20 protein-coding genes are annotated in these 22,339 nt (G+C 34.6%); 7 read left to right on the forward strand and 13 right to left on the reverse strand.

Annotated features, from left to right (window positions below):
* Positions 1-205 precede the first annotated feature (205 nt).
* From ACLHDE_RS05905 to ACLHDE_RS05920, 4 genes are all read left to right on the forward strand, one after another.
* Positions 206-2,440: a TerB N-terminal domain-containing protein gene (locus ACLHDE_RS05905; RefSeq protein WP_415398281.1), complete on the forward strand. Its 2,235-nt coding sequence runs from the start codon at positions 206-208 to the stop codon at positions 2,438-2,440.
* Positions 2,441-2,444: 4 nt separating this feature from the next.
* Positions 2,445-3,770: an ATP-binding protein gene (locus ACLHDE_RS05910; protein WP_415398282.1), complete on the forward strand. Its 1,326-nt coding sequence runs from the start codon at positions 2,445-2,447 to the stop codon at positions 3,768-3,770.
* Positions 3,767-5,959, forward strand: a complete 2,193-nt coding sequence (locus ACLHDE_RS05915) for a DEAD/DEAH box helicase (protein WP_415398283.1) — start codon at positions 3,767-3,769, stop codon at positions 5,957-5,959. The genes ACLHDE_RS05910 and ACLHDE_RS05915 overlap by 4 nt, the downstream gene beginning before the upstream one ends.
* 577 nt (positions 5,960-6,536) lie before the next feature.
* Positions 6,537-6,806, forward strand: coding sequence for a hypothetical protein (locus ACLHDE_RS05920; RefSeq protein ID WP_415398284.1), 270 nt, complete (start codon positions 6,537-6,539; stop codon positions 6,804-6,806).
* A 378-nt stretch (positions 6,807-7,184) separates the two neighbouring features.
* Here ACLHDE_RS05920 and ACLHDE_RS05925 read toward each other — a convergent pair whose 3' ends face one another.
* From ACLHDE_RS05925 to ACLHDE_RS05950, 6 genes are all read right to left on the reverse strand, one after another.
* Positions 7,185-7,535 carry a DUF3147 family protein gene (locus tag ACLHDE_RS05925; RefSeq protein WP_415398285.1) on the reverse strand — a complete coding sequence of 117 codons (351 nt, stop codon included), beginning with the start codon at positions 7,533-7,535 and terminating at the stop codon, positions 7,185-7,187.
* A 156-nt stretch (positions 7,536-7,691) separates the two neighbouring features.
* A complete protein-coding gene (locus ACLHDE_RS05930; RefSeq protein WP_415398286.1) occupies positions 7,692-8,189 on the reverse strand; it encodes a rubrerythrin family protein in 498 nt (165 codons plus the stop codon).
* 129 nt (positions 8,190-8,318) lie between these two features.
* Positions 8,319-11,411 (reverse strand): efflux RND transporter permease subunit, encoded by a 3,093-nt coding sequence (locus ACLHDE_RS05935; protein ID WP_415398287.1) that lies wholly within the window; start codon positions 11,409-11,411, stop codon positions 8,319-8,321.
* 9 nt (positions 11,412-11,420) lie between these two features.
* Positions 11,421-12,959, reverse strand: a complete 1,539-nt coding sequence (locus ACLHDE_RS05940) for an efflux RND transporter periplasmic adaptor subunit (protein ID WP_415398288.1) — start codon at positions 12,957-12,959, stop codon at positions 11,421-11,423.
* Entirely contained in the window at positions 12,959-14,179 is a 1,221-nt protein-coding gene (locus ACLHDE_RS05945) for a TolC family protein (RefSeq protein WP_415398289.1), read from the reverse strand. Before ACLHDE_RS05945 ends, ACLHDE_RS05940 begins: the two co-directional genes overlap by 1 nt.
* A 128-nt stretch (positions 14,180-14,307) precedes the next feature.
* On the reverse strand, positions 14,308-14,631 hold the full coding sequence (locus ACLHDE_RS05950) for a hypothetical protein (RefSeq protein ID WP_415398290.1): 324 nt from the start codon (positions 14,629-14,631) through the stop codon (positions 14,308-14,310).
* A 690-nt stretch (positions 14,632-15,321) separates the two neighbouring features.
* Here ACLHDE_RS05950 and arfB point away from each other — a divergent pair.
* Positions 15,322-15,738 carry an alternative ribosome rescue aminoacyl-tRNA hydrolase ArfB gene (arfB, locus tag ACLHDE_RS05955; protein ID WP_415398291.1) on the forward strand — a complete coding sequence of 139 codons (417 nt, stop codon included), beginning with the start codon at positions 15,322-15,324 and terminating at the stop codon, positions 15,736-15,738.
* Between the two features lie 38 nt (positions 15,739-15,776).
* On the opposite strand, the gene ACLHDE_RS05960 is transcribed toward arfB, so the two are convergent.
* From ACLHDE_RS05960 to ACLHDE_RS05990, 7 genes are all read right to left on the reverse strand, one after another.
* Positions 15,777-15,983, reverse strand: coding sequence for a tyrosine-type recombinase/integrase (locus ACLHDE_RS05960; RefSeq protein WP_415398292.1), 207 nt, complete (start codon positions 15,981-15,983; stop codon positions 15,777-15,779).
* Between the two features lie 122 nt (positions 15,984-16,105).
* Positions 16,106-16,306, reverse strand: coding sequence for a hypothetical protein (locus ACLHDE_RS05965; RefSeq protein ID WP_415398293.1), 201 nt, complete (start codon positions 16,304-16,306; stop codon positions 16,106-16,108).
* Positions 16,307-17,031: 725 nt separating this feature from the next.
* Positions 17,032-18,300, reverse strand: a complete 1,269-nt coding sequence (locus ACLHDE_RS05970) for a tyrosine-type recombinase/integrase (RefSeq protein WP_415398294.1) — start codon at positions 18,298-18,300, stop codon at positions 17,032-17,034.
* 166 nt (positions 18,301-18,466) lie between these two features.
* Positions 18,467-19,519 (reverse strand): RIP metalloprotease RseP, encoded by a 1,053-nt coding sequence (gene rseP, locus ACLHDE_RS05975; protein WP_415398295.1) that lies wholly within the window; start codon positions 19,517-19,519, stop codon positions 18,467-18,469.
* Positions 19,519-20,070, reverse strand: a complete 552-nt coding sequence (gene pgsA, locus ACLHDE_RS05980; protein WP_415398296.1) for a CDP-diacylglycerol--glycerol-3-phosphate 3-phosphatidyltransferase — start codon at positions 20,068-20,070, stop codon at positions 19,519-19,521. The genes rseP and pgsA overlap by 1 nt, the downstream gene beginning before the upstream one ends.
* Positions 20,071-20,119: 49 nt before the next feature.
* Positions 20,120-20,443: an MTH1187 family thiamine-binding protein gene (locus ACLHDE_RS05985; RefSeq protein WP_415398297.1), complete on the reverse strand. Its 324-nt coding sequence runs from the start codon at positions 20,441-20,443 to the stop codon at positions 20,120-20,122.
* Positions 20,444-20,455: 12 nt separating this feature from the next.
* On the reverse strand, positions 20,456-20,833 hold the full coding sequence (locus ACLHDE_RS05990) for an ankyrin repeat domain-containing protein (protein WP_415398298.1): 378 nt from the start codon (positions 20,831-20,833) through the stop codon (positions 20,456-20,458).
* A gap of 323 nt (positions 20,834-21,156) precedes the next feature.
* Between ACLHDE_RS05990 and ACLHDE_RS05995 the strand changes: the two genes are divergently transcribed.
* Together ACLHDE_RS05995 and ACLHDE_RS06000 are read left to right on the forward strand one after the other, a co-directional pair.
* On the forward strand, positions 21,157-21,300 hold the full coding sequence (locus ACLHDE_RS05995; protein WP_415398299.1) for a hypothetical protein: 144 nt from the start codon (positions 21,157-21,159) through the stop codon (positions 21,298-21,300).
* Between the two features lie 545 nt (positions 21,301-21,845).
* On the forward strand, positions 21,846-22,325 hold the full coding sequence (locus ACLHDE_RS06000; protein WP_415398300.1) for a hypothetical protein: 480 nt from the start codon (positions 21,846-21,848) through the stop codon (positions 22,323-22,325).
* The last annotated feature ends 14 nt before the right edge of the window (positions 22,326-22,339 follow it).

A 22,339-nucleotide genomic window follows, 5' to 3' on the forward strand; every position in this document is an offset into this window, starting at 1 on the left:
TTATACGAGAATCAACATTTATAAAAAAATAAGAGCCCCTTTTATACGACTTTCAACTATCTTTAGATATAACATATATTAATTATAACAAATGTTTGTTTATTAAGGATTTTAGATGATAAATGCATATAATGTGTGTTAATAAATAGTTATACAGCAGCTGCAACGGCTATGCAATCCCCAAAAAATAAGAACTGAGGTAAATATGGAATTTTCGTTATTAATAGGAGGTGTAGTGATTTTTTATTACGTCGTCAAAGGAATGACAACGTCCACAAAACAGCAAGTTCAGAAGACGAATAGCCTAAGTTCCGAAAATGAAATCGGATTTCATGATGATGACAATCTGGCTACCTTCAGTATTTCATATGGCGAGGAAGAGGAAATAAGCAAGAATAAAACACCGGGGAAATGGATAAAATCCGGTGAATCCATCACCATTAAGGGACAAACAATTATTGGTGGTAATTTTTATTTTGGAGGAAAGTTAAGTTCATTAGATGGATATGGAATAGAGGCCTCATTAATTGATGATTCACTAAAAATTGAAAACAAACCACACACATTTGAAAATGAAAGTTTAAGCTATTGGCCTAAATTTATATCTCTTACCCCTAAAGAACGTGGTGCTTTTCTCAATTGGATATCAGGGAATAGAAGTGATCCCGAGACACCCTTGGGTTATGTATTTATTTATTTCTATGGCATTGAAAGACGCATTACTGTTGACTCAATTAAACAAGCAGTGGATGATTCAGAATTTAAAACGTTGTTTGACGAAGTACTACGATTAAAAGCTATTTATGGCAGTAGTCGTTCTTTTTCAAATTATTCCATGTCACTATTGGAAATCATGTGTCTCCTACGCCCTCACGTAGTATCGTATCCTGATCTTGAGAAAATACCACAAAGGGATTCTCTGTTATTTAAACATCGACTTGCCACTACGGTTAATGATGAGAAGCCTATTTCCGCTGAACTGGCATTGGCATGGATTCGGTTTTACCCAGATTATAATCTAAAGAAACCGGCACGACGTTGTGTCTATGAATTCAACCAGATTTTTACATGCCTCTATCGTAAGAAATATGGGGACGGCATTATTGTCAAACCTAATAAAACACGGTTAAAGATCGAGTATCATCCCGCTAGTTCCTCTCTGCGTGGTATATCCTTACCTCAAGAGGATCTTCCAAACCCAAGTAATTTAAAAGGTCCTGTTAATAAGCTGATTGCAATTGCTGATGAATGTACAGCAGAATTAGATGCTTATAGTAGGTATCTTGCCAAACCAGATACTTCACGAACAGATATTGAAGCCATATTGTTATTGCCGGATAATTTTGATGATTTGGAATCTACTCTAGGATTAGGGAAGTTTAAAGAATGGGCAGATGATGCCATTTCGACAAAGAATGGGTTGGTTGATGTTGAAGAATTCTGGGCATATACAAAATCGCCTTTACCTTCCAAAATCAATAAAAAAGAAGCTGAATTAATTCAGAATCTTGCTCAAAAAGCCGGTTATGGCATCGCCCCTGATACTCGTTACCATCATGCCAAGTCGAGCACAGATGGAAAACTGGTTCTTTTTTCTGAAAGACATGGTAAATACTTTGAACCATCTAAGGCTTATACCGAAGTTGGTATGGCACTCCGTTTAGGGGCAATGGTTGCCACTATTGATTCTCATATTGATCAATCAGAATTAAACATATTAACTCAGCTCATTGATCACAATAGCAATCTCTCACCTACCGAAAAACAATCACTGCATGCCTACTTAGTATGGAGGTTAAATACACCTTCAAATATTATAGGCTTGAAAGCCAGACTAGAAACATTAGATAAAACAGAAAAAGCAGCGGTTAGCCGCATACTTGTGGGTGTGGCAATGGCCGATGGAAAAATAGATCCAAAAGAAATCAAACAGCTTGAAAAACTCTATACCTTGTTAGGTCTTGATAAAGCCCTTGTTACTGGAGACATTCATAGAATGTCATCAAGTAAAGTTGGTTTACGACCTTCAAACTTGGAAGCAGAGATAACTTCGTTAGCTCCTGCTTCATTCCAGTTGAATGAAAGTATGCTAGCAATTCATGAATCAGAAACAAAAGATGTACAAAGCATGTTGGGCGCAATATTCGTGGAATATGAGGCTACAAGCGAATCTGATGACTCAAATACTGACAGCATTACTATAGAAGAAGAAATCGGAATTGATAAACAGCATTATGCTTTGTTTGAAAGCTTGATACGAAAAGATAAATGGACTCGTAAAGAGGTGGACGCACTGTGCCGTGATTTAGGTCTGATGGTTAACGGAGCATTGGAAACTATTAATGACTGGTCGTTTGATAAAATAGATGCAGCGGTATTAGAAGAAGATGGTGACGCAATTTATGTCGATCAAGAAATCGTAGAAGAGATAGAAGGTTAAAATTATGGAAAAACGTATCCGATTAAAAGAACGTGATGCAATTATTCAATCACTGAAATCAGGTGTGACTCCCAAGATTGGGATTCAGCATATTCAGGTAGGTCGAAGCAATGAAGTTAAAGCGTTGTATAAGGACATTGAAAGAATTTCTGAAGGTGGAGCAGCATTTAGACTTATCATTGGTGATTATGGCTCAGGGAAAACATTTTTTCTGAGCGTAGTACGTTCCATTGCCCTTGAAAAGAAGCTGGTTACAGTTAATGCGGATCTTTCACCGGATCGACGACTACACGCTTCTTCAGGTCAGGCACGAAATCTTTATTCCGAACTTATGAGGAATCTGTCAACCCGTAATAAGCCAGATGGAAATGCATTAGCCAGTGTTGTAGAGCGGTTTGTAACTCAAGCTTGTAAAGAAGCAGATGAAAATAACACTAATGTTTCAACAGTAATACATCAAAAATTAGCATTTTTATCTGAACTGGTAGGCGGGTATGATTTTGCAAAAGTTATTAATGCTTACTGGAACGGTTATGAGCAAGATAATGAAGAACTAAAATCAAATGCTATTCGTTGGCTACGTGCTGAATACACAACGAAGACTGATGCTCGAAGGGATCTTGATGTCAGAACGATTATTTCGGATAACTCGTTTTATGACGCGCTAAAACTTATGAGTCTATTTGTACGTCAGGCAGGATATAAAGGTTTACTTGTTAATCTAGATGAGATGGTTAATCTTTATAAACTGAGCAATACGCAAGCACGTACATCTAACTATGAGCAGATTCTAAGAATTTTAAATGACTGCTTTCAGGGGTCGGCAGAATATCTCGGATTTTTATTGAGTGGAACACCGGAGTTTTTACTAGATCCCCGCAGAGGGTTGTATAGTTATGAAGCGTTGCAATCCCGTTTAGCTGAAAATACCTTTGCACAGAGAGCAGGGGTGATTGATTATTCCTCTCCATCACTACACCTAGCGAGTTTAACACCTGAAGAACTTTATATTCTCCTGAAGAACTTGCGCCATGTATTTGCCCAAGGAGACACATCTAAATATCTCATTCCTGATGATGCCCTAAAATCATTTTTACATCATTGCAATTCTGCTATCGGAGATGCCTATTTCCGTACACCGAGAAATACTATAAAAGCATTTTTAGATATGCTATCTGTACTAGATCAAAACCCTTCTATACAATGGTCCCAATTAGTTCAATCTATTACGATTGAAGAAGATCGACCAAGTGATACCGATGAAATCATTATAGATAGAGAGACTAGCGGAATTATGAATTCTGATGGATTAGCTGATTTCAAATTATGATTGAGGAATATCAGCGTCTTGATAAGCGTGTACAAAAATGGTTGTTTAATCAGGGATGGCCTGATTTAAGAGAAATACAAAAACGGGCAATTGAACCTATTCTGTCAGGTGATAGAGACGTTCTGATTAGCGCATCGACGGCAGCAGGTAAAACAGAAGCTTTTTTTCTACCAGCATGCAGTGCAATAGCCGAAGAGGAGAATGGTTTTGGTATTCTGTATATCAGTCCTTTAAAAGCATTGATTAACGATCAGTACCGCAGGCTCGAATCGTTAAGTGAAATGTTGGATATGCAGGTTACGCCGTGGCATGGTGATAGCCTTCAATCAAAAAAGAAGAAAGCCAGAAAAAATCCTTCCGGTATTCTCCTTATCACCCCTGAATCTTTGGAATCTCTCCTCGATAGGGATCCTGGATGGGTAAAGCAGTCTTTCGCCACACTTAAATATATTGTCATAGATGAATTTCATGCGTTTATCGGAACGGAACGAGGCCAGCAATTACTCTCTTTGCTTACACGCATTGAACATATTACGGGTCGAATCTCCAATCCCATACCGCGGGTTGCGCTAAGTGCGACACTTGGAGAAATTGAAAAAGTTCCACTTTCTCTCAGACCGAATAAAAGTCTACTTTGTGAAACTATTACGGATAGTCAGAACCAAAGCACTATTAAGGTTCAGGTTAAGGGATACTTAGAGCCACTAAATGAAACACGTACCTCCGCTGAACAACAGATTTGTCAGGAAATTTTCAAACTCTGTAGAGGTGACTCACATCTTGTTTTTGCAAATAGCCGCAGCAGGACAGAAAGTATTGCTGCACAGTTAAGTGATTTATGCGAACAGCAAGTTGTACCAAATGAATTTTTCCCACATCATGGTTCTTTAGCCAAAGAACTACGAGAATCTTTGGAGTCTAGATTGCAAAAAGGGAACTTACCTACTACTGCTATTTGTACTATGACCTTAGAGTTGGGCATCGACATCGGCAAGGTGAGTTCTGTTGTTCAGGTTACTGCACCACACTCTGTATCAAGTTTACGTCAGCGGCTAGGTCGATCCGGCAGAAGAAATTCACCATCTATTTTACGAATGCTCATTGCTGAAAATGAACTGAGTGATAAATCTAATATTGTAGATGGTCTTAGATTAGAACTGATACAGTCATTGGCAATGATACGGTTGCTTATCGTAGAGAATTGGTTTGAACCGGCAGATACAGAACAAATGCATCTCTCGACATTTTTACACCAGATTCTTGCTGTAATTGCACAGTGGGGAAGCACCCGTGCAAATCAACTATACTCTTTATTGTGCGAACAAGGATCATTCAAAGAAATATCTATTCAACACTTCAAGCAACTGCTGTCCCATATGGGAAGAATTCATCTGATACAGCAAATTAATAGCGGTGAACTAGTCTTAGGAAGTGAAGGCGAACGTATTACTAATTCATATACCTTTTACGCCGTATTTAAAACACCGGAAGAATTTCGCATTGTTGCAGGAAGTAAAACCCTTGGAACATTACCAATTGATTCGCTAATTCTTAAAGATCAGAATATTATATTTGGTGGTCGTAGATGGAAAGTCATCGATATTGATGATGAAAAGAAAGTTATTTATGTGACTGCAACAAAAGGTGGCAAACCCCCTAAATTTAATGGTAGTGGCATGTCAATTCATGACAGGGTTCGACAAGAGATGTTAAGCATCTATCGAAATGGTGACTATCGCATCGAGGTTGGTAATCAGAAAATAGATTTTGTGGATAATCTCGGAAGGCAGTTATTTCAAGAAGGAGCATACTTTTTTAAAGAAGCCAACCTTGAATATCAACCCATCTATCAAAATGGTAAACACTGCTATATTTTCTCATGGATGGGCGATAAAGTCGTTAATACTCTTGCTATTTTACTCATTCAAAATGGTTTTGTATGTAGTGTTTTTGCTGGTGTTATTGAAGTACAAAATTCTAATTCAAATGACATAAAGAATTACTTAATAGATATATCAAATGATGTACTACCGAATGAAACCGAATTATCGAGAACACTTTCTATTCAGCAAAAGCTAATTGAAAAGTATGATGAGTATCTGCCTGAAGAGTTGCTAACTGAGGGATACGGGAGAAAATTTTTTAATTCTAGAGCTACCAAACAATGGATATTAGATAACCTTGTTTGAGCTGTCGATCCAAATGCTGCATAACAAGTTAGTACACGCTGAAACCTCTTATTTTTGGAACAGTTTTTAGTAACAGAAAGATTGTTCCAAATAGAGTTGAATTTTTGAACATGCTTCAAAAAGAACAGGTTGTGAAACAAAGGAAAAAAAATCTATTTTTAATTCTCCGCTTAAGCAACATTTTGTAAGTTATGTAAGATATTTAACAATTAACACACAAAGTGTGATTTAATTTGAACATACAGTATTAAACGAACATTCAAACTTTAAGACTTTTATAGAGTTTCTCTTTTTTTTTGTATAAGCATGACAATATATCGTATTTTTTACACATTAACCTACAAATAATATGTGAGTTAATTATGTGCTTTAAAGTTGTTTTACATATAATGTAGTTGAATAAAGAGTTATCCGTTCACTGCGTGACCGGATAACGGGGGCGCGGGTTGAACACCCACTGGTCATCCGTCGCACAGCGCCAGATAACAAGCGGGAGGAGCAAGCAACCATTGCAAAACCTAAAGGTTTTCCAACGGCTGTTACTCACCCGCGCCCCCGTTATATACAAAGGACTTAAATGAAATATATTGCAATATTTTCTGTTATTTTATTTACTGCATGTAGCAGTACAGGAGTAATTCCAATGGACAAGGGAACTTATATGATTGGAAAAAGAAGTGTTCAAATTGGATTTGGTCCACCAAGTGGAGTTAAAGCAGATGTTTACAAAGAAGCAAATGAATTTTGCGCTCAAAAACAAAAGATGGTTAAAACTCTTAATCTAGAAGTTACAAATTCTGGTTTTGCTAAACCAGGACATATTTCACTAGAGTTTCAATGTGAATAGTAATTTATTTACTATCAAAAATGCAAGTATATAACAAGTACGAGGAACGCGATAATTTACCCAGCGGGAAAATTATCGCTCACGACAAACGTTGTCTGGACGCTTCGCATCCAGACAACGGGGGCGCGGGTTGAACACCCACTGGTCATCTGTCGCACAGCGCCAGATAACAAGCGGGAGGAGCAAGCAACCATTGTAAAACCTAAAGGTTTCTCAACGGCTGTTACTCACCCGCGCCCCCGTTATCCTCTCATACATGACACCTTGTCAACAAGCTCTTATTTTTGGAACAAATTATCCTGTTATTAATTTTGTTACATAAAGAGATGGATTTTGGAACAACGATTTTTTGCTCCAAAAGGTACAGGTTGTTGAACTTTAAAGCTTTATTCCAAATTTTTCCAGAACAAATATCACACTGTAATACGCTACGATAGTTAAAGCTGTCGATATAAATAGACTAGGGTAAAAACCTATCTCTTTTTTAATTAAATAAGGGAAAGCTATAAATAGTGTCATTGACGGTGCTATTAACCAAACAATTCTATTTGAAAATTCAACTGCACTATCACTGTTATTTGTATCAACATACATCCATGTCATAGCCAATATTGACACCAAAGGGATAGCTGCTAATAATGCACCAGCTAAACTACTTCTCTTAGCTATTTCAGATATTAACACGATTAAAATAGTTGTAATAATTAGTTTTGTTATATAATAAGCCAATTTTTCAGTCCTTTATAATGGTAGATATTAGCCTGCATGATGCAGACTAATTTAATGATTATTTACCTGTAAAGTTAGCACCTGTGCTTTTTCCAGACAGGCTAAAAAAGATATAAAGAGTTTGCTTTGCTTTGTCTTTAATAATTCCTAATTATATTAAAGTTGCACGTATGTAGAAGCTGGAACTCCACACACCGGACAATTTTCTGGAGGTGTTCCTAGTTCTATATGACCACATATTGGGCATAAGTATATATTTACTTCATCTATATCTTTTCCACTTTTTACAGCTTCAAGTGCTTTTTTATAAAGCTCTGCATGGACTTTTTCTGCTTCCATAGCAAAGCCAAACATTTTTTTTGCTTTATGTTTATCAGCTACAGCTTGTTCGTACATTGGTGGATACATATCTTCATATTCATAAGTTTCACCAGCTATTGCAGCTTCAAGGTTTTCTAAAGTTGAACTTATTTTATCCATAGCTTTTAGATGTCCTTCTGCATGAATACGTTCTGCTTCAGCAGTAGTTTGAAATAGTTTAGCAATATTTGCAAATCCATCTTTTTCAGCTTTTTTAGCAAAGGCACTATATTTTTGGTAAGCTTGACTTTCACCACTAAAAGCAGTCTCTAAATTTTCTTGTGTTGTTGGCATAACATATCCTTTTTATTTTATTTTTCTAACTAAAGAAAAAACCATTGTTCAATAATTATAATAGTATTATAGTTAAAGAATGATTATTAATTAACTTAACATCACTGAATATACAGTGATGTCTTAGATCTATATTTTCTTAGGTTCTAATGATCCAAAACGTAAATAAAGAGCCGGCAATATAATCATGTTTAGCAGTGTAGAACTAAAAAGTCCAAACAAAATTACCATAGCCATTGGAGCCTGAATCTCACTTCCGGCTTCACCTACACCTAAAGCTAAAGGTACCATTGCAAGTCCTGCTGCAAGTGCCGTCATCAAGATCGGTATTAGACGCTCTTTAGCACCTTGCTTAACAGCTTGCTCAAAATCGGTAATCCCTTCTACACGTATTAGCGTATGAATATGTGAAATCATCATAACACCATTACGAGTTGCAATTCCAAAAAGTGTAATAAAGCCGATAAGAGTTGCAATAGAGACTATACCACCTGAAACATAGAGTCCAACAACCCCTCCAATAAGAGCAAAAGGTAGATTAACTAAAATCAGTGTTGCATCTTTCATAGAACCAAAAGCCAAATATAGAAGTAAAAATACACCAAATATGACTAACGTGCCTAAAATCATCAATATATCTGACGATTCCTGTGCACTTACAAACTGTCCGCCGTACTCAATACGGTAGCCCTTTGGCAAGCTTATATCTTTTTCTATTCCTTTTTTAATCTCTTCAACAATTCCAACCAAATCACTGTTTGAAACGTTTGATGTAAGAACAGTCTTGCGCTCCATCCCCTCTCTGCTAATCATATAAGGCATTCGTGCTTCTGAAATCTTTACAAGTGCATTCAAGGGAACTTGTGCACCCGAAGAAGTTTGAACAAGTGTTGATTTAATTACGTCAAGATCAACATTCTCTTTTTGTTTGTATTTTACTACAACATCATATAAACGATTTTTTTCAATAAGTTTTGTAGCTTCTGTGCCATAAAATGCTGTTTGAATAATAGTACTAAGCTCTGCTACACTTATCCCGTATGAAGCCATGACCGGACGGTTGAAGTCCATAACAAGTTGTGGAAGGTCTGTTTGATTTTCAACCATTACATCAACTGTACCCTCAACTTTTTCAACTACATCTTTAATTCTTTTTGCAATAGAACGCTGTTCATTTATATCCTCTCCAAATACCTTAATAGCGATGGCAGCTTTTGAACCAGATAGCATATGGTCTATTCTATGAGAAATTGGTTGACCTACGGAAATATTAACCCCGGCAACAGTAGCAAACTCTTTTCTTAGAGCCTCAAGAAACTCCTCTTTTGAGCGATTCTTCATATTTAGTTCTACTTCCATCTCAGATGCATGTACACCTTGTGCATGAGGATCTAATTCAGAACGTCCTGTCCTTCTTGTGACTGAGATAACCTCTTCAAATCCAAGTAAGACCTCTTCAACACGACCGCCAAGAGCATCTGACTTCTCTAAGGCAGTTCCTGGTAATGAAACAACAGCAACAGTCAAACTTCCCTCATTGAATTCTGGCAGGAAAGATTTACCGGCATTAAATAAAAATATACCTGCTATTACAAATAAAATACCAAAACTTATTACAAGCATTTTCCAGCGATAAATAGTAAATGTCAATACTTTGTCATATGTATTTACAAGCACTAATAAAAAGCTAGAAGTTTCATGTACATTTTTTGATTTTATTTTTAAGAAATAATAGCTCAGAACTGGAGTAATTGTAATTGCTACGACTAAAGAAGCCACAAGTGCACTTACATATGCCATCCCTAAAGGAGCTAAAAGTTTCCCCTCCATCCCTTCTAGGAAAAATAAAGGTACAAATACTAGTAAAATAATCATCGTAGCAAAAACAATAGAACTTTGTATCTCAAAGGTAGCATCTTTTATGACCTTTAAACGACTGTGTTGCTCGGATACCTCTTTCTCACTATTTTGTTGCAGTCGTCTGATAATGTTCTCAACAACAATAATAGCATCATCAACTAGCACTCCAAGGGCAATAGCCATACCACCTAGTGTCATAGTATTAATTGTAATATCTAGGGCATTCAGTAGAAATATTGTTGAAAATAGAGATAAAGGAATAGCCATAAGCGTAATAAGTGTAGCTCTAATACTGAGTAAAAACAGTAATACAATTATGACAACCAAAACAGCACCATCACGTAATGCATTTAAAAGATTACCTATAGCAGCGTCAATAAAAGAAGACTGTTTAAACAGGTCTTTTTCTATCTTCATCCCTTCGGGAAGACTGCTCTGAATTTCATCAATACTTAGCTCTATTTTTTTAGTAAGTTCAATGGTATTGACATTTGGCTGTTTCTGAATAGCCAAAACAACAGCCTTATTACCGTTATAAGAGCCTGTTCCACGTTTGGCAGCTGCACCGATATCGACATCCGCAACATCGGAAATTAGTATAGGAATACCATCTTTTATACTAATTACGGTACTGGAAATATCTTCAATATTTTGAAGTCTACCTACTCCTCTAATCATATACTCTTGAGAATTTTGAACATAATAACCAGCTGAAGCATTTTCATTTGATTGTGTAATAGCCTGAAGTATCTCATTTACATTTAAATCATAATCGATTAACTTTTCAGGTTTAATAAGTACTTGATACTGCTTTGTATCACCACCAATAGGGATAATATCTGAAATTCCTGATATGGAAAGTAGACGTTGACGTACATCCCAGTCTGCTACTGTTTTTAGTTCAATTGTTGAGTGCTTATCTGAGTGCAGAGCAATAAACATGATCTCACCCATAATAGAAGAGACTGGAGCCAATACAGGAGAACCTACATTTTGCGGTAAGTTCTCTTTAATTAGCTGAATCTTTTCAGTTACCAATTGACGGGCTCTGTATATATCTGTCCCCCAATCAAACTCTGCATAAACGACAGATATACCACTTAGTGAATTTGAACGGATACGTCGAAGCCCAGAGAGTCCATTTAGTCCATTTTCTATAGGTAGTGTTATAAGTCTCTCTATCTCCACTGGTGTCATAGCACCGGCTTCTGTAAGGACTGTAACTGTTGGTGCAGTCAAATCCGGAAAAATATCTACTTCAGATTTTCGAAGCTCTAACACTCCAAAAATCATAACAGCCATACCTAATGCCAAGACAATAAGGCGTTTTTGTAAAGACCAATTAATTATTTTTTCTAACATACTGAATCCTTAGTGTGCATGACCGGCACCGGCCGCTGCAGGTGAAACAGCAGATAAAAGAACCTGATAAGCACCTTTAGAAACGACATGCTCACCTTCACTTAGACCAGATGTTACTTCAATATAATCTCCAGTACTAATACCAGTCTGAATATTACGACGTTCAAAACTTTCTCCCCCTACCTGAACATATACAACATGCTGTCCATTGTCATTAACAATAGAACTTTTTGCAATCGCCAAGGTTTGCACCACTTTACCTGTATATGCTTTTACAGCATAACCTGCACCTGCTTTAAGAGATGAGGGAGGATTGTCTATTTCAAATATTAATGAAGCACAGCGCGTTTTTGGATCAACTCTGTCATTAAAATAAAGAAATTTTGTATTTTTATCTACATTAAATTCAAGTGAACTATCATTTAGAGTCAACTCTACACCCAATGGCTTAGTTACTTTATATATTTCACTTTGAGGAATATTTACATTAATCCAAAGTTTTTTAGGATTTATAATGTGTACTATAGGGTCACCCTCATTAACATATGATCCTGGCAATGCTAGTTGTTTAGCGATTTTACCCTCTATCGGACTTTTTAATGTAATACCACTTTGGTTACTGCTGCTTGTGTCCAGCTGATTTAATCTTTGAACCATATTCGCATGTTTTGCTTTAGCCATTTCGTAATTTTGCTGGGCAACAATTATGCGTTTTTGAGATACTGCATTTTTTGCTTTAAGCTTTTGCACACGTTCATTTTCATTTTTTTTCAAAGCAAGATTTGTCTCTGCTTTTTTAAGCTCATATTTAAGAGTTGAAATATCCTCTTTTTGTCCAAGTAGAGGTGTTATATATACTAACTCCATATTCTTTTTTACTTTTGAACCTACACCAAGCTCGCTGATCGGAGTAACAATTCCTGCAACAGGTGCACTCAAAATATACTCCTGATTGCTCGGAACCTCTGTTTTTGCAAATGTAGATACTGATTCACGTAATAACTTTTTTGAAGCTATCTGCGTGGCAAATTCAACTTTCCATTGCTGCTCTTTTAAATAGCTAATGCCATCATCCGCTTCCTCTTCACTACTCATTGGGATTTGTTCATATGAATTATAAACTTGAAACTTACCTAGTTTATGAGTTTGGATTATATTCCCTTGCTCAACTCTGATATCTAACTCGGCAAATCCACTCTGCGTTGGTATGGCAACTGGTTTAAAGATACCTTCAAATGCAGGAGCTTCAACACTAAAACATTCTTTTTTCTGATTTGAAAAAGTAAGACATGCTTCTACGCGTCCTTGCTTGAACGGCTTAAATGTATCCATATATGTAAAGTGTGCCAAAAAGGTAGATGGCTGGTTGAGAACAAACTGATCAAACTCTACAAATAGTTCTGTTTGTTTAGTATAGTCGGTAATAGCTATAGGTTCAGGTGCCGGTTTTTCTTCAACTTGTACACTTTTTTTATTCTCTTCATAGTGATCACTACATCCACTTAAAAGTAGTAGCGTTATTATTGAGATAAGAGATAGTTTTTTCATTAGTTATCCTTTAATAGGTTAATAGAGGATGCTTTACATAACTGCAGCCAATAGATATAAGATTGTGAAATCAAGTTCTGATGTTCAAGTTGACTTTGAAAATATAGTGTTTGAGCATCTAGAAGTTCAAGCAGGCTTATTTCACCAAGTTCAAATGAAAGCACACTGGTTTCATAGTATATTTTAGAAGGGTCAAGCAAATTTTTCTTGTAATCTTCAAACTGTTTTGAACTGTTCTTATATAGTTTGTGGTAACTGCTCACACGATTTTTAAGTTTATATAAAACCTCTTGTGTCTTAATAGTGCTTTTTTGGATTTTGGCATTTTGCATCTCTATTTTAGAGTTTTGAGTATTCCATAATGGTAAAGAGAGTTTAAAACCAAAACCATAAGTGCTATCTATGTTGTTATTTGGATTAAGATCACGCTCTGAATAAAGATATAGTTCAGGCAGTGCATAACGTGTTGCTTTTACAAGTGCCAGTTCTTGTTTTGTTGCTTGAAGCATAGCTTCATGTTTTGCATACTCCGGACTTTTTTCAAGAGACGCTGTCATAGTCTCAACTTTATTTTCATCAGCTTTAACGATATCACCTAAGATTAAAACTTCGCTATCTACATTAAGTAGAGACTGTGCCTCAAAAGTTGATTTTATATAACGGTTTTGAAAGCTCTGTTTTTTCATAAGGACTTGTTGTCTTAGAATCTCAATACGGGAACTTTCAAAGCCAGATATTTCACCTAACTCTTCACGATTTTTTGATTTTTCTTGTAAGTCCTTAATCTTTCTAAGTTGTTTATCTAACATCTCTACTTGCTTTTTCAAAAAATAAATACGTTGAAAAAGAGAAGCAGCTTGATACTGAACTTTTAGCAGAGTTGAATCTTTAGAGTATTTGGCACTATCTAACGAAAACTCAGCAGCTCTTTTTTTAGAGGAGTTTTCACCCCAAGCAGGTAGCTGTTGACTTACCTCAAAATATGTATAGTCGATGCTGTTTTCAAGTCCATCATCAAATGACATTTCAAGTGTAGGGTTTTTCCAAAGAGTTGATTGAGCAATTTTGCTTTTTTCAACGCTTAGTTGCGCTTCATCTTGTTTAATAGTGAATGAGGCTTCTACTGCCTTTTGTATAAAAGCATCCCATTGATATGCAGTGCTGTTATTTGCAGCGTAAAGGTTAATAATTATCGCTAAGGATAAGATAACAATTTTCATAAATAATATTCCTTATATTTTTTTATTGAAGGTCTTTATATAACATCTAATATGTACTTTATGAATAAAAAACAGATTTTTTTACATAATAGTGCATAGAATTTTTAAAGACACTAAGATTAGGTAGTTTAAGAGTGCTGAGTAGGAGGTGCGTGAAAAAGAACGTATCGTATAGGAATAGGTGGTGGGTCAATAAAAATGTATCTGCAAAAAGTAATTTTAGGAATAAACTGTATTACTTTTATTGGAAATAACTGTAAGAAGGAAAGAACAATACTCGTAAAAAGAAGTACGATAAGAAGGATACTGCTGATTACACCAGTATCATCTTGATACTCTGTATGCTCTGAGTAATGAAAAGTTGACTGCTCAGCAGAAATTTTATGTGTTTCAACTCCAGCATGATAGTGATCATGATGGTCATCAATATGAAAATGATAGGTGCTATTCATAGTTATTAATATAATGATAATACTGAAAAAAACTATTACCCTGTTAAACACTTAATTAGCACCTTCTTGACTTTATGTTTCGGAGTATATCGTAGTAAAGAAAATATAAACAAGTATTAAGCTAATATATTTTCACATCTATCTGTCATTCTTATCAAAAGGTGATAACATGACTAAAACAACCTAACGCTAAGTATTATGCTCTTAACAAATAATATTCTGTAATTTCCTCTCTATTATGATTGACTTCTTTTGAGACCTCCTTTAGAGCATTCTCTCTCATCATTCTGGAATGTCCCCTATAAAGTAGACATATTATAATTACTATAAAATAATCTCTATATAACTAACACCTAGTAATTGGAGCGTATCACAATGAGGGATTTCTTCTATCTCATTATCTCTAGGTTTTGGAATACAAATTATTCAAAATGATTTTCTGTGTTCCACAAAGTGTTCTAAAAGTCCAAACCCTAAATTCCCACAAACCTTAAGAAGTTTTAGAACATTTTATAAGCTGGTAAGTTTGATGATTTTTCTATGGTAAAATAGTTACTTGGTAGCTATAGGTATGCCTCGATGTTGATAATAGAAATGTATTTAAATCATATATGTCTACCTACCAAAAAATGCAAGTTTTTTAAAAACAATATTGTTCTAAGTGCAGTACGATGCAATCAAAGGAAAACGATGCTAAAGATATCAAACACTGTCACTCTAGCCGAGAGCGAAATCGAATTCTCTGCAATACGTGCACAAGGTTCTGGAGGGCAGAAGGTAAATAAGGTCTCTGCCGCAATCCACCTTCGCTTTAATATTGCCTCCTCCTCTCTGCCCGAGTTCTATAAAGAAAAGCTGTTAGGGCTCAAGGACAAGCGCATCACAAAAGAGGGAGTAATCGTCGTCAAGGCCCAGCAGCATCGAAGCCAGGAACAGAATAGGGAAGAAGCTATGGAACGCCTTATTGAGCTTATCAAAAATGTGAATCTCGTCCAGAAGAGACGTATCGCTACTAAACCGACCAAAGGGGGAGTCAAACGGCGACTCAACTCCAAGAAAAAACATGCCAAGAAAAAAAGTATGAGAGGAAAGGTGGAATTAGAATAGTATAATAGTCTAAATGTTTAAATAGAAATTTATAGACTTTAATCCAATAAAATTGCTCTAATCTTATTCCCCTCATCACTTCGAGTATAAGTCCTAACAGTAAGAATTATATTAGCATGACCAAGCAGTTCAGAGATAGTTGATAGATTAATATTTTTAGCGACAAGATTACGAGCAAAGGTATGTCTTAATATATGAACACCTTTTTTATTTATCAGTGCTTTTTTCATTTTATTTGATTGCATATTACATGGTAGAGTCCTACTCTACTCATAGCTTTACCTTAATTAGTAATAACTATATACTCTTTTTTTCATAGGAGTATTATATCCGAATGAGTTATTCATCTTCTTGCCTATTTTTATAACTAAAACCATCCACCAAACTTATCTATTATATAATTAGATAAATATTGATACTTTTCACTTCTTAAAACAATAAATAAAAATACAAAGAACATAATTGTAAGCAATAGTACATTTACACACCCATCAGCTTTTGGTAGTAAGTTAAATTGACAGTAATAATCAAGAGGTAAACTTACTGTTGTGCTTGTTTGTACTATCATGAGTATTCTTTTTGATTTGCTTGTTATATTGATACTTGCCTATAGATAAAGCTATTCCAAAAAACAATAGAAAAAAAGTTATTACTTCAATTGAGTTAATGTCTGAGTTCATTTGGATTCTCCATTGTCAGTTTGTTTTATTCTATTTAGGCTTAATATACCAGTAGATAGCCCTAGGATAATTAACGATAAAATTAATACACCTATATAGAATCCCATTTTTGCTTGATTAGAAAATATTCCATAAATTGAATATATTACTGAGAATATAGACAGTACTGATAATAACCTATGATAATTTAGCATATACAATCCTTTATTTTAAAAACTGAGATATTACAAACCATCTAAAGATGAATTGTGATTTTGATTTAGACTCAAAAAGCCAACTAAATATCGCTTTATATACTGGTATGATAACAAAGTATACAATGACAATAAATATTACTAACTCAAAAATATCTTTTATCATCATAAACCTTTATATCAAAGCAGTAACGTGATTAAAAAGATCGAAACCATAAGCAGTAATCTCTAAACTTGTAGCTAACATAAAAAATAATCTTTGCATTTTTAAATACTTCATCTTTGTTTCCTTATTTTGAAAGATAACCTTATAGTATTCAAAAATAAAAAAACAATCAAATGGATTTTACTATGAAGTGGATATGTAGGATTAGTTAAATAAGTGTCTGGTTTATAGGGGACATTCCAAGTATATATATTTATTTCATCATCTCAATTATTGTATATATTTTTTTATCCGTAGCATCTGGATAAATATTCTTCAAAGCTGTAAATTCATCTTCTTCAATATCTACATCTATAATTTCATCAGGTTTATCCATTAATGCATTAAATGTATTTTGAGCTTCGATAGCTCTCTCCGTACCATCGCCAAGATAAGCCTTCTCCGTTGTAGCTAAAAGTTTATGAGATAGCATTTTACTTACAGCATAGATATCCGCACCATTTCTAAGTGAGACAACGGCTACCATTGAACGGAGATCATGCATAACCATACCATGCACACCAATACTCGTCATAGTTTTATGAAAATGGTAGTTAGCTGCATCTCTTTTTAGATCAAAGACTTTGCCTTTTGTGGTTTTCTGAGACTTTATTGCATTTAAGAGTAGGGGAGTTAATACATAGGTAGGAGATGTTTTTGTTTTAGTAATCTCTTTTGGTAATGTAAAAGTTCCGTCTCTAAAATTAATATGTTTGTATTCTAGTTGTAAAGTTTCACCTATTCTTCTTCCACTAAGTAAAAATGCAAATACTCCTCTCATGATTGGATGAGGATACTCCAGTAGAGCTTTAGTAATCTTCTTTGCATCCTCATCGCTACCTTTAAAGGTTCTTTTTTTGTCATTCTTTGGAAGTATAATCTTTTTCCAGTTTAGATGTACATCGTTTAGTTCTAAAAGTGGTTTCATTACCATCTTAACAACATTTATAGTTGATGGAGATTTACTTTTAGTTATCATAGAGTTTATTAGGTTTTGTATATCATCTTCTGTTAGTTCATCTATTATTCTATTTCTTAGTTTGATTAAATGGGTGTTATAGCAACTCTCATATATTCGGATAGTATTATAACTTTGATTTATTTTTTTACCAGTAATCCAAGCTTCATAAACAGATGATAATTTTCTATCTTTAGTGTCTATTTTTGTAAATATTTTCTTTTCAGTTGAAAGAGTCCCTTTTGTTCTAAGAGTCTCTTTCATCTCCTCTCTATTACCAAGAAGTGAACTCACAGCTTTGGCTATAGATGTTCCCTTTTGAATTTGAAACGATAGTTTACCTCGGCATCTTTTGTTATTGTATACAGCCTCTACAGCTACCTGAATTCTATATATTCTATTTGGAGGTCTAGTTTCATTCTCTGTTGTGTATCTTGCTTCATCCTCTTTAAGTAAAATATACATTCCACTTGCAGAACTATTGTTAAGTTTAATTTTCACTGGTTTATGCTCTAAAACACCCATAAATAGCACCTTTGTTTGAAATCCCTACTTTTGACTAAAAATAGCAGTAAAGGTAGGGATTTTTGTAGTTATTAGTAGTTTATTGTATCTAGATGTATTTAAGAGGAAGCTTATAGAGCCCTGTAGCACAGGGTTCTATAGATGGATGTAGTTGGTTGTATATATATTAGTTCATCAATCTATTAATATCGTTAAAGAGACCTAGTCCCATAAGTGAAAAAAGTATTACCCATCCTGCAATAGTTAGTTTTATGATAATCGCTTCACTGGCCTCTCTTCTAAAGATAAACTCATAAAGATTAAACATGATGTGTCCACCATCAAGAGCTGGAATAGGAAGAAGGTTTAAAACTCCTAGGTTCACAGAGATTAGTGCTGCAAAAAATAGTACACTCATCCATCCTGCACTCGTTGCATCTGATGTAAGTTTTACGATGCTAATTACTCCACCTAACTCTTTAGCGGGAACTTCTCCAACTATAAGTTTTTTAAGCCCTGTAAATATCATAGTAGATGCAAAGATAGTCTGCTCTGTTGCATAGCTAAATGTCTCAGAAGGACTAAGCTCTAGTTTGTGTGAAACTCCGGCACTTCCTATACCTATCATCTTCTTCTTGATGATTTCGTTAAACATATTTTTTGTTTCTCTGATACTTGGAGTAAGAGTCTTAAACTCTATAAAACCATCTCGTATAACTTCTACATTTAAAGATCCATCAGAGTGTTCGATGATTTTTGCCATCTCTTTCCATGTGGTAATAGAAACACCGTTGATAGACTTGATTGTGTCGTTTGTTTTAAGTCCTGCAATTTCTGCAGGCGAATCTTTAACTACATCTCCAATAACAGGAGAAAGAATATTTGGACCGCCAAGAGCGATGATGAAGTAAAGAACAAATGCAAGTACAAAGTTAGCAAAAGGTCCTGCTAAAAGTATAAATATCTTTTGCATAGGAGTTTTAATATTATAGCTATCTTCATCGTAACTTTTTTTAGTTGGATCTGAGTCATCTTGACCCTTCATGCGTACATATCCGCCAAGAGGAATAGCTGAAATACTCCACTCAGTACTCCACTTCTTAAATGTAAGCATTCTCTTACCAAAACCGATGCTAAATACTTCTACCGAAACACCCATCATTCTAGCCGCAAAGTAGTGACCTAGTTCATGAAAAAATATAAGTGCCGATAGGACTAAAAGGGATACTAAAATACTCATTAAATCTCATCCTTAAGAAGTGCTTTTCTAAAGCCCCATAGATACTCTAAACCAGAGTAAACAGTAAGTGCTACTGCAAACCATAAAAGTTCATTTGCCATAGGCCAGTGCATAAGTAAAAAACCGATAGCAATCATCTGTGCTACAGTTTTTATTTTTCCAGCCCATGAAGCTTTAACATCTAGACCTTCACTAACTGCTACTGTTCTGATACCTGTAATAAAAAGCTCACGAACAATAATGATGTATATAGCCCAAGCAGAAGCTTCCCCTATCATCATAAGACCTAAAAAAGCTGCAAGAGTTAGCATCTTGTCTGCAAGTGGATCCAAGATTCCACCAAGAAGAGTCATCTGGTTCCACTCTCTAGCTATATAACCGTCAAAAAAGTCAGTTGCAGATGCTAAAATAAAAAGTAGAGATGCAAAGTAATAGTTCCACGATATATGATAACCGTTATCTGTGAATATTTCTGGATTTAAAATTACCCAAAACATCAACGGTGCTAAAAGTATACGAAGTGATGCTAAGGCATTTGGAAGGTTTAACAAAAAAAGTCCTTAAATTTATAATAACGTGATTCTAGCTGTTTTTTGCTTATTAATGGTTTACTTCTCTATCCAAAACTTTTTCTACAGATGCTATTTTAGTTTTTAGTCTGTTTTTTGTGTTTTTACGGATATCAAACTTCAAAGATGAATAAACTCTCTCACAATCACTAAGTTGCTCGTATGCTAACTCTATGATAGCAAGTGCTTCTTGCATCGTGTCAGTCTCAATGATTGTACCCATAGGTGTAAGTTGGTAAGAAACATAAGTTTTGTCAATTGCATCTATAATTTTACTAACTTGTGCAGAAACGGAAGAGCCGTCTCTGCAATCATCAGAAGTAGGGAACATTGCAAATTCTAATAAAACACTCATTTTATTTCCTCTTTAAGCTAGTGTATCGTACATATTAACACGAGCAAATTTTTGCGCAAGCATCGGAGCTGTAGCACCTCTTGCATTTGCAATAGACTTGTCAGCACCTCTATCTACTAGAATTCTACATAGCTTTGGCATATCATCCATGATGGCTTCCATCAATGGAGTCCAGCCAACACCGTCTACCTTGTTTATATCTGCACCGCTATCTAGTAAAAAGTTAACCATATCAGCTCTATCTCTTCTGATAGTTATATGTAAAAGTGTCCAGCCATATTTATTTTGTATGTTAATATCACTTAGTTTTTGAACTTCACTCTTAAAAAGTTCTAAGTCGTTATCGTAAACTATTTTTTCAAATATCTCGAAAGTATTGTTGTTCTGCATATTTTTTCCTTTTATTAAAACATATTTATGACGCCGTAGTTTAACAACTCTTCGTATTGTTCAGCGCTTAGTATGGACTTTACTTTTTCTATTCATCTAATAGTAATTGTTATTAGAATTGTATTATACATTTGTATATTCAAACTCAACTTAATACAAGTCAATCAAAAAACTTGATATAAGTCAAGATTATCTATTTAATAATAAAAATCTTAAAAAAAAATAGTAATTTAATAATGAATAGATATTCAAAAGTTAAATAGGATAAAATTACTCCGATTTAAAATACTAGAGCGTAACGCGTTCTTACCAAAGGATACAAAATGAAAAAAATCATTTTATTAATCGCATTAACATTAGGTGCTTTGCAAGCTGCGTCAGTAGTTCATTATGATACAACCAATGATGATAATTCAGGGATAAGCAAACCTAATCATCCTAATAGTGATATTTACCCAGGTAAATAATTTTTGAGTTTTCCACCTCGATAGAGGTGGAAATATAGTAGTATATATTTTTTACTAAAAAGAAGTCCCACCATCCACAACAATAGTCTGTCCTGTTAACTAAGAAGAATAGCTTCACATAAACAAGAGGTATAATGGAGTATATTCTAATAGTGTATAGCGTAGAGATTAGATAGAAAGTTTACTCTAGTTAAAAACTATATAAGCTTCTAATTTATTTTAAAAAAAAACAGATATTGCTACTAAACTCACCACAAATTTTACAATCTCAAACGCATCACTGCATGATTCTCAAAAGATAGAATACTTAATCAACAGAGATGATAAAAGACTCTATGCATATAGTGCTTAAATAAAAGCTATCTTTAGTTAATAAAAGCTTCGTACACGAAAAAGCATACCGTTCACGACTACTAACGTATGCCCAAGAAAGAGCAAATGACATAAAATCAAAGATAAGAGAATAGAAAATATAATTTAAATGTATTCAAGTGTTTTTTAAAGTAAAAATTGGTAATATTGTTTTTTATTAAAAAGGATTAAGAATGGATAAAAAATTGTTAGGTTCATTATTGTTTAGTTTATTGTTACTATTTACTGGATGTAGTACAACATATTATGAGGCAAAGCCAAAAGATACATATACTCCTACTAAGATTAATGTTACTGAGAAATATAGTAAAAATGATGTAGCTTTGATCAAAGTAGCAGATGGGATATCTATATGGGAAGTTGATGGTGAAAGAAAAGTTAATGCTTTTAAAATGATACTTGGGTTAAGTGGTTTAGATTCAATACTTATTCCAGAAGGAGATCATAGATTTGCATGTAGAAAAAAATATAGAAGTGGTTATAACATAAGAATTAATAATACATTTTTTAAAGGTGGACATGAGTATTTAGTTGATTATCTTCAAGTTGATGATAAGAAAATATATTATTGGGTTGAAGATTTGACTGATGGAAAAATAGTATATGGTAAGAAGGTTACTGCTGAGAGTTTATCTAAAGAAGTGGATATTTAAAACTGGTATAGCTT

Source organism: Sulfurimonas iocasae, from assembly GCF_047716755.1.
Taxonomy (GTDB): domain Bacteria; phylum Campylobacterota; class Campylobacteria; order Campylobacterales; family Sulfurimonadaceae; genus Sulfurimonas.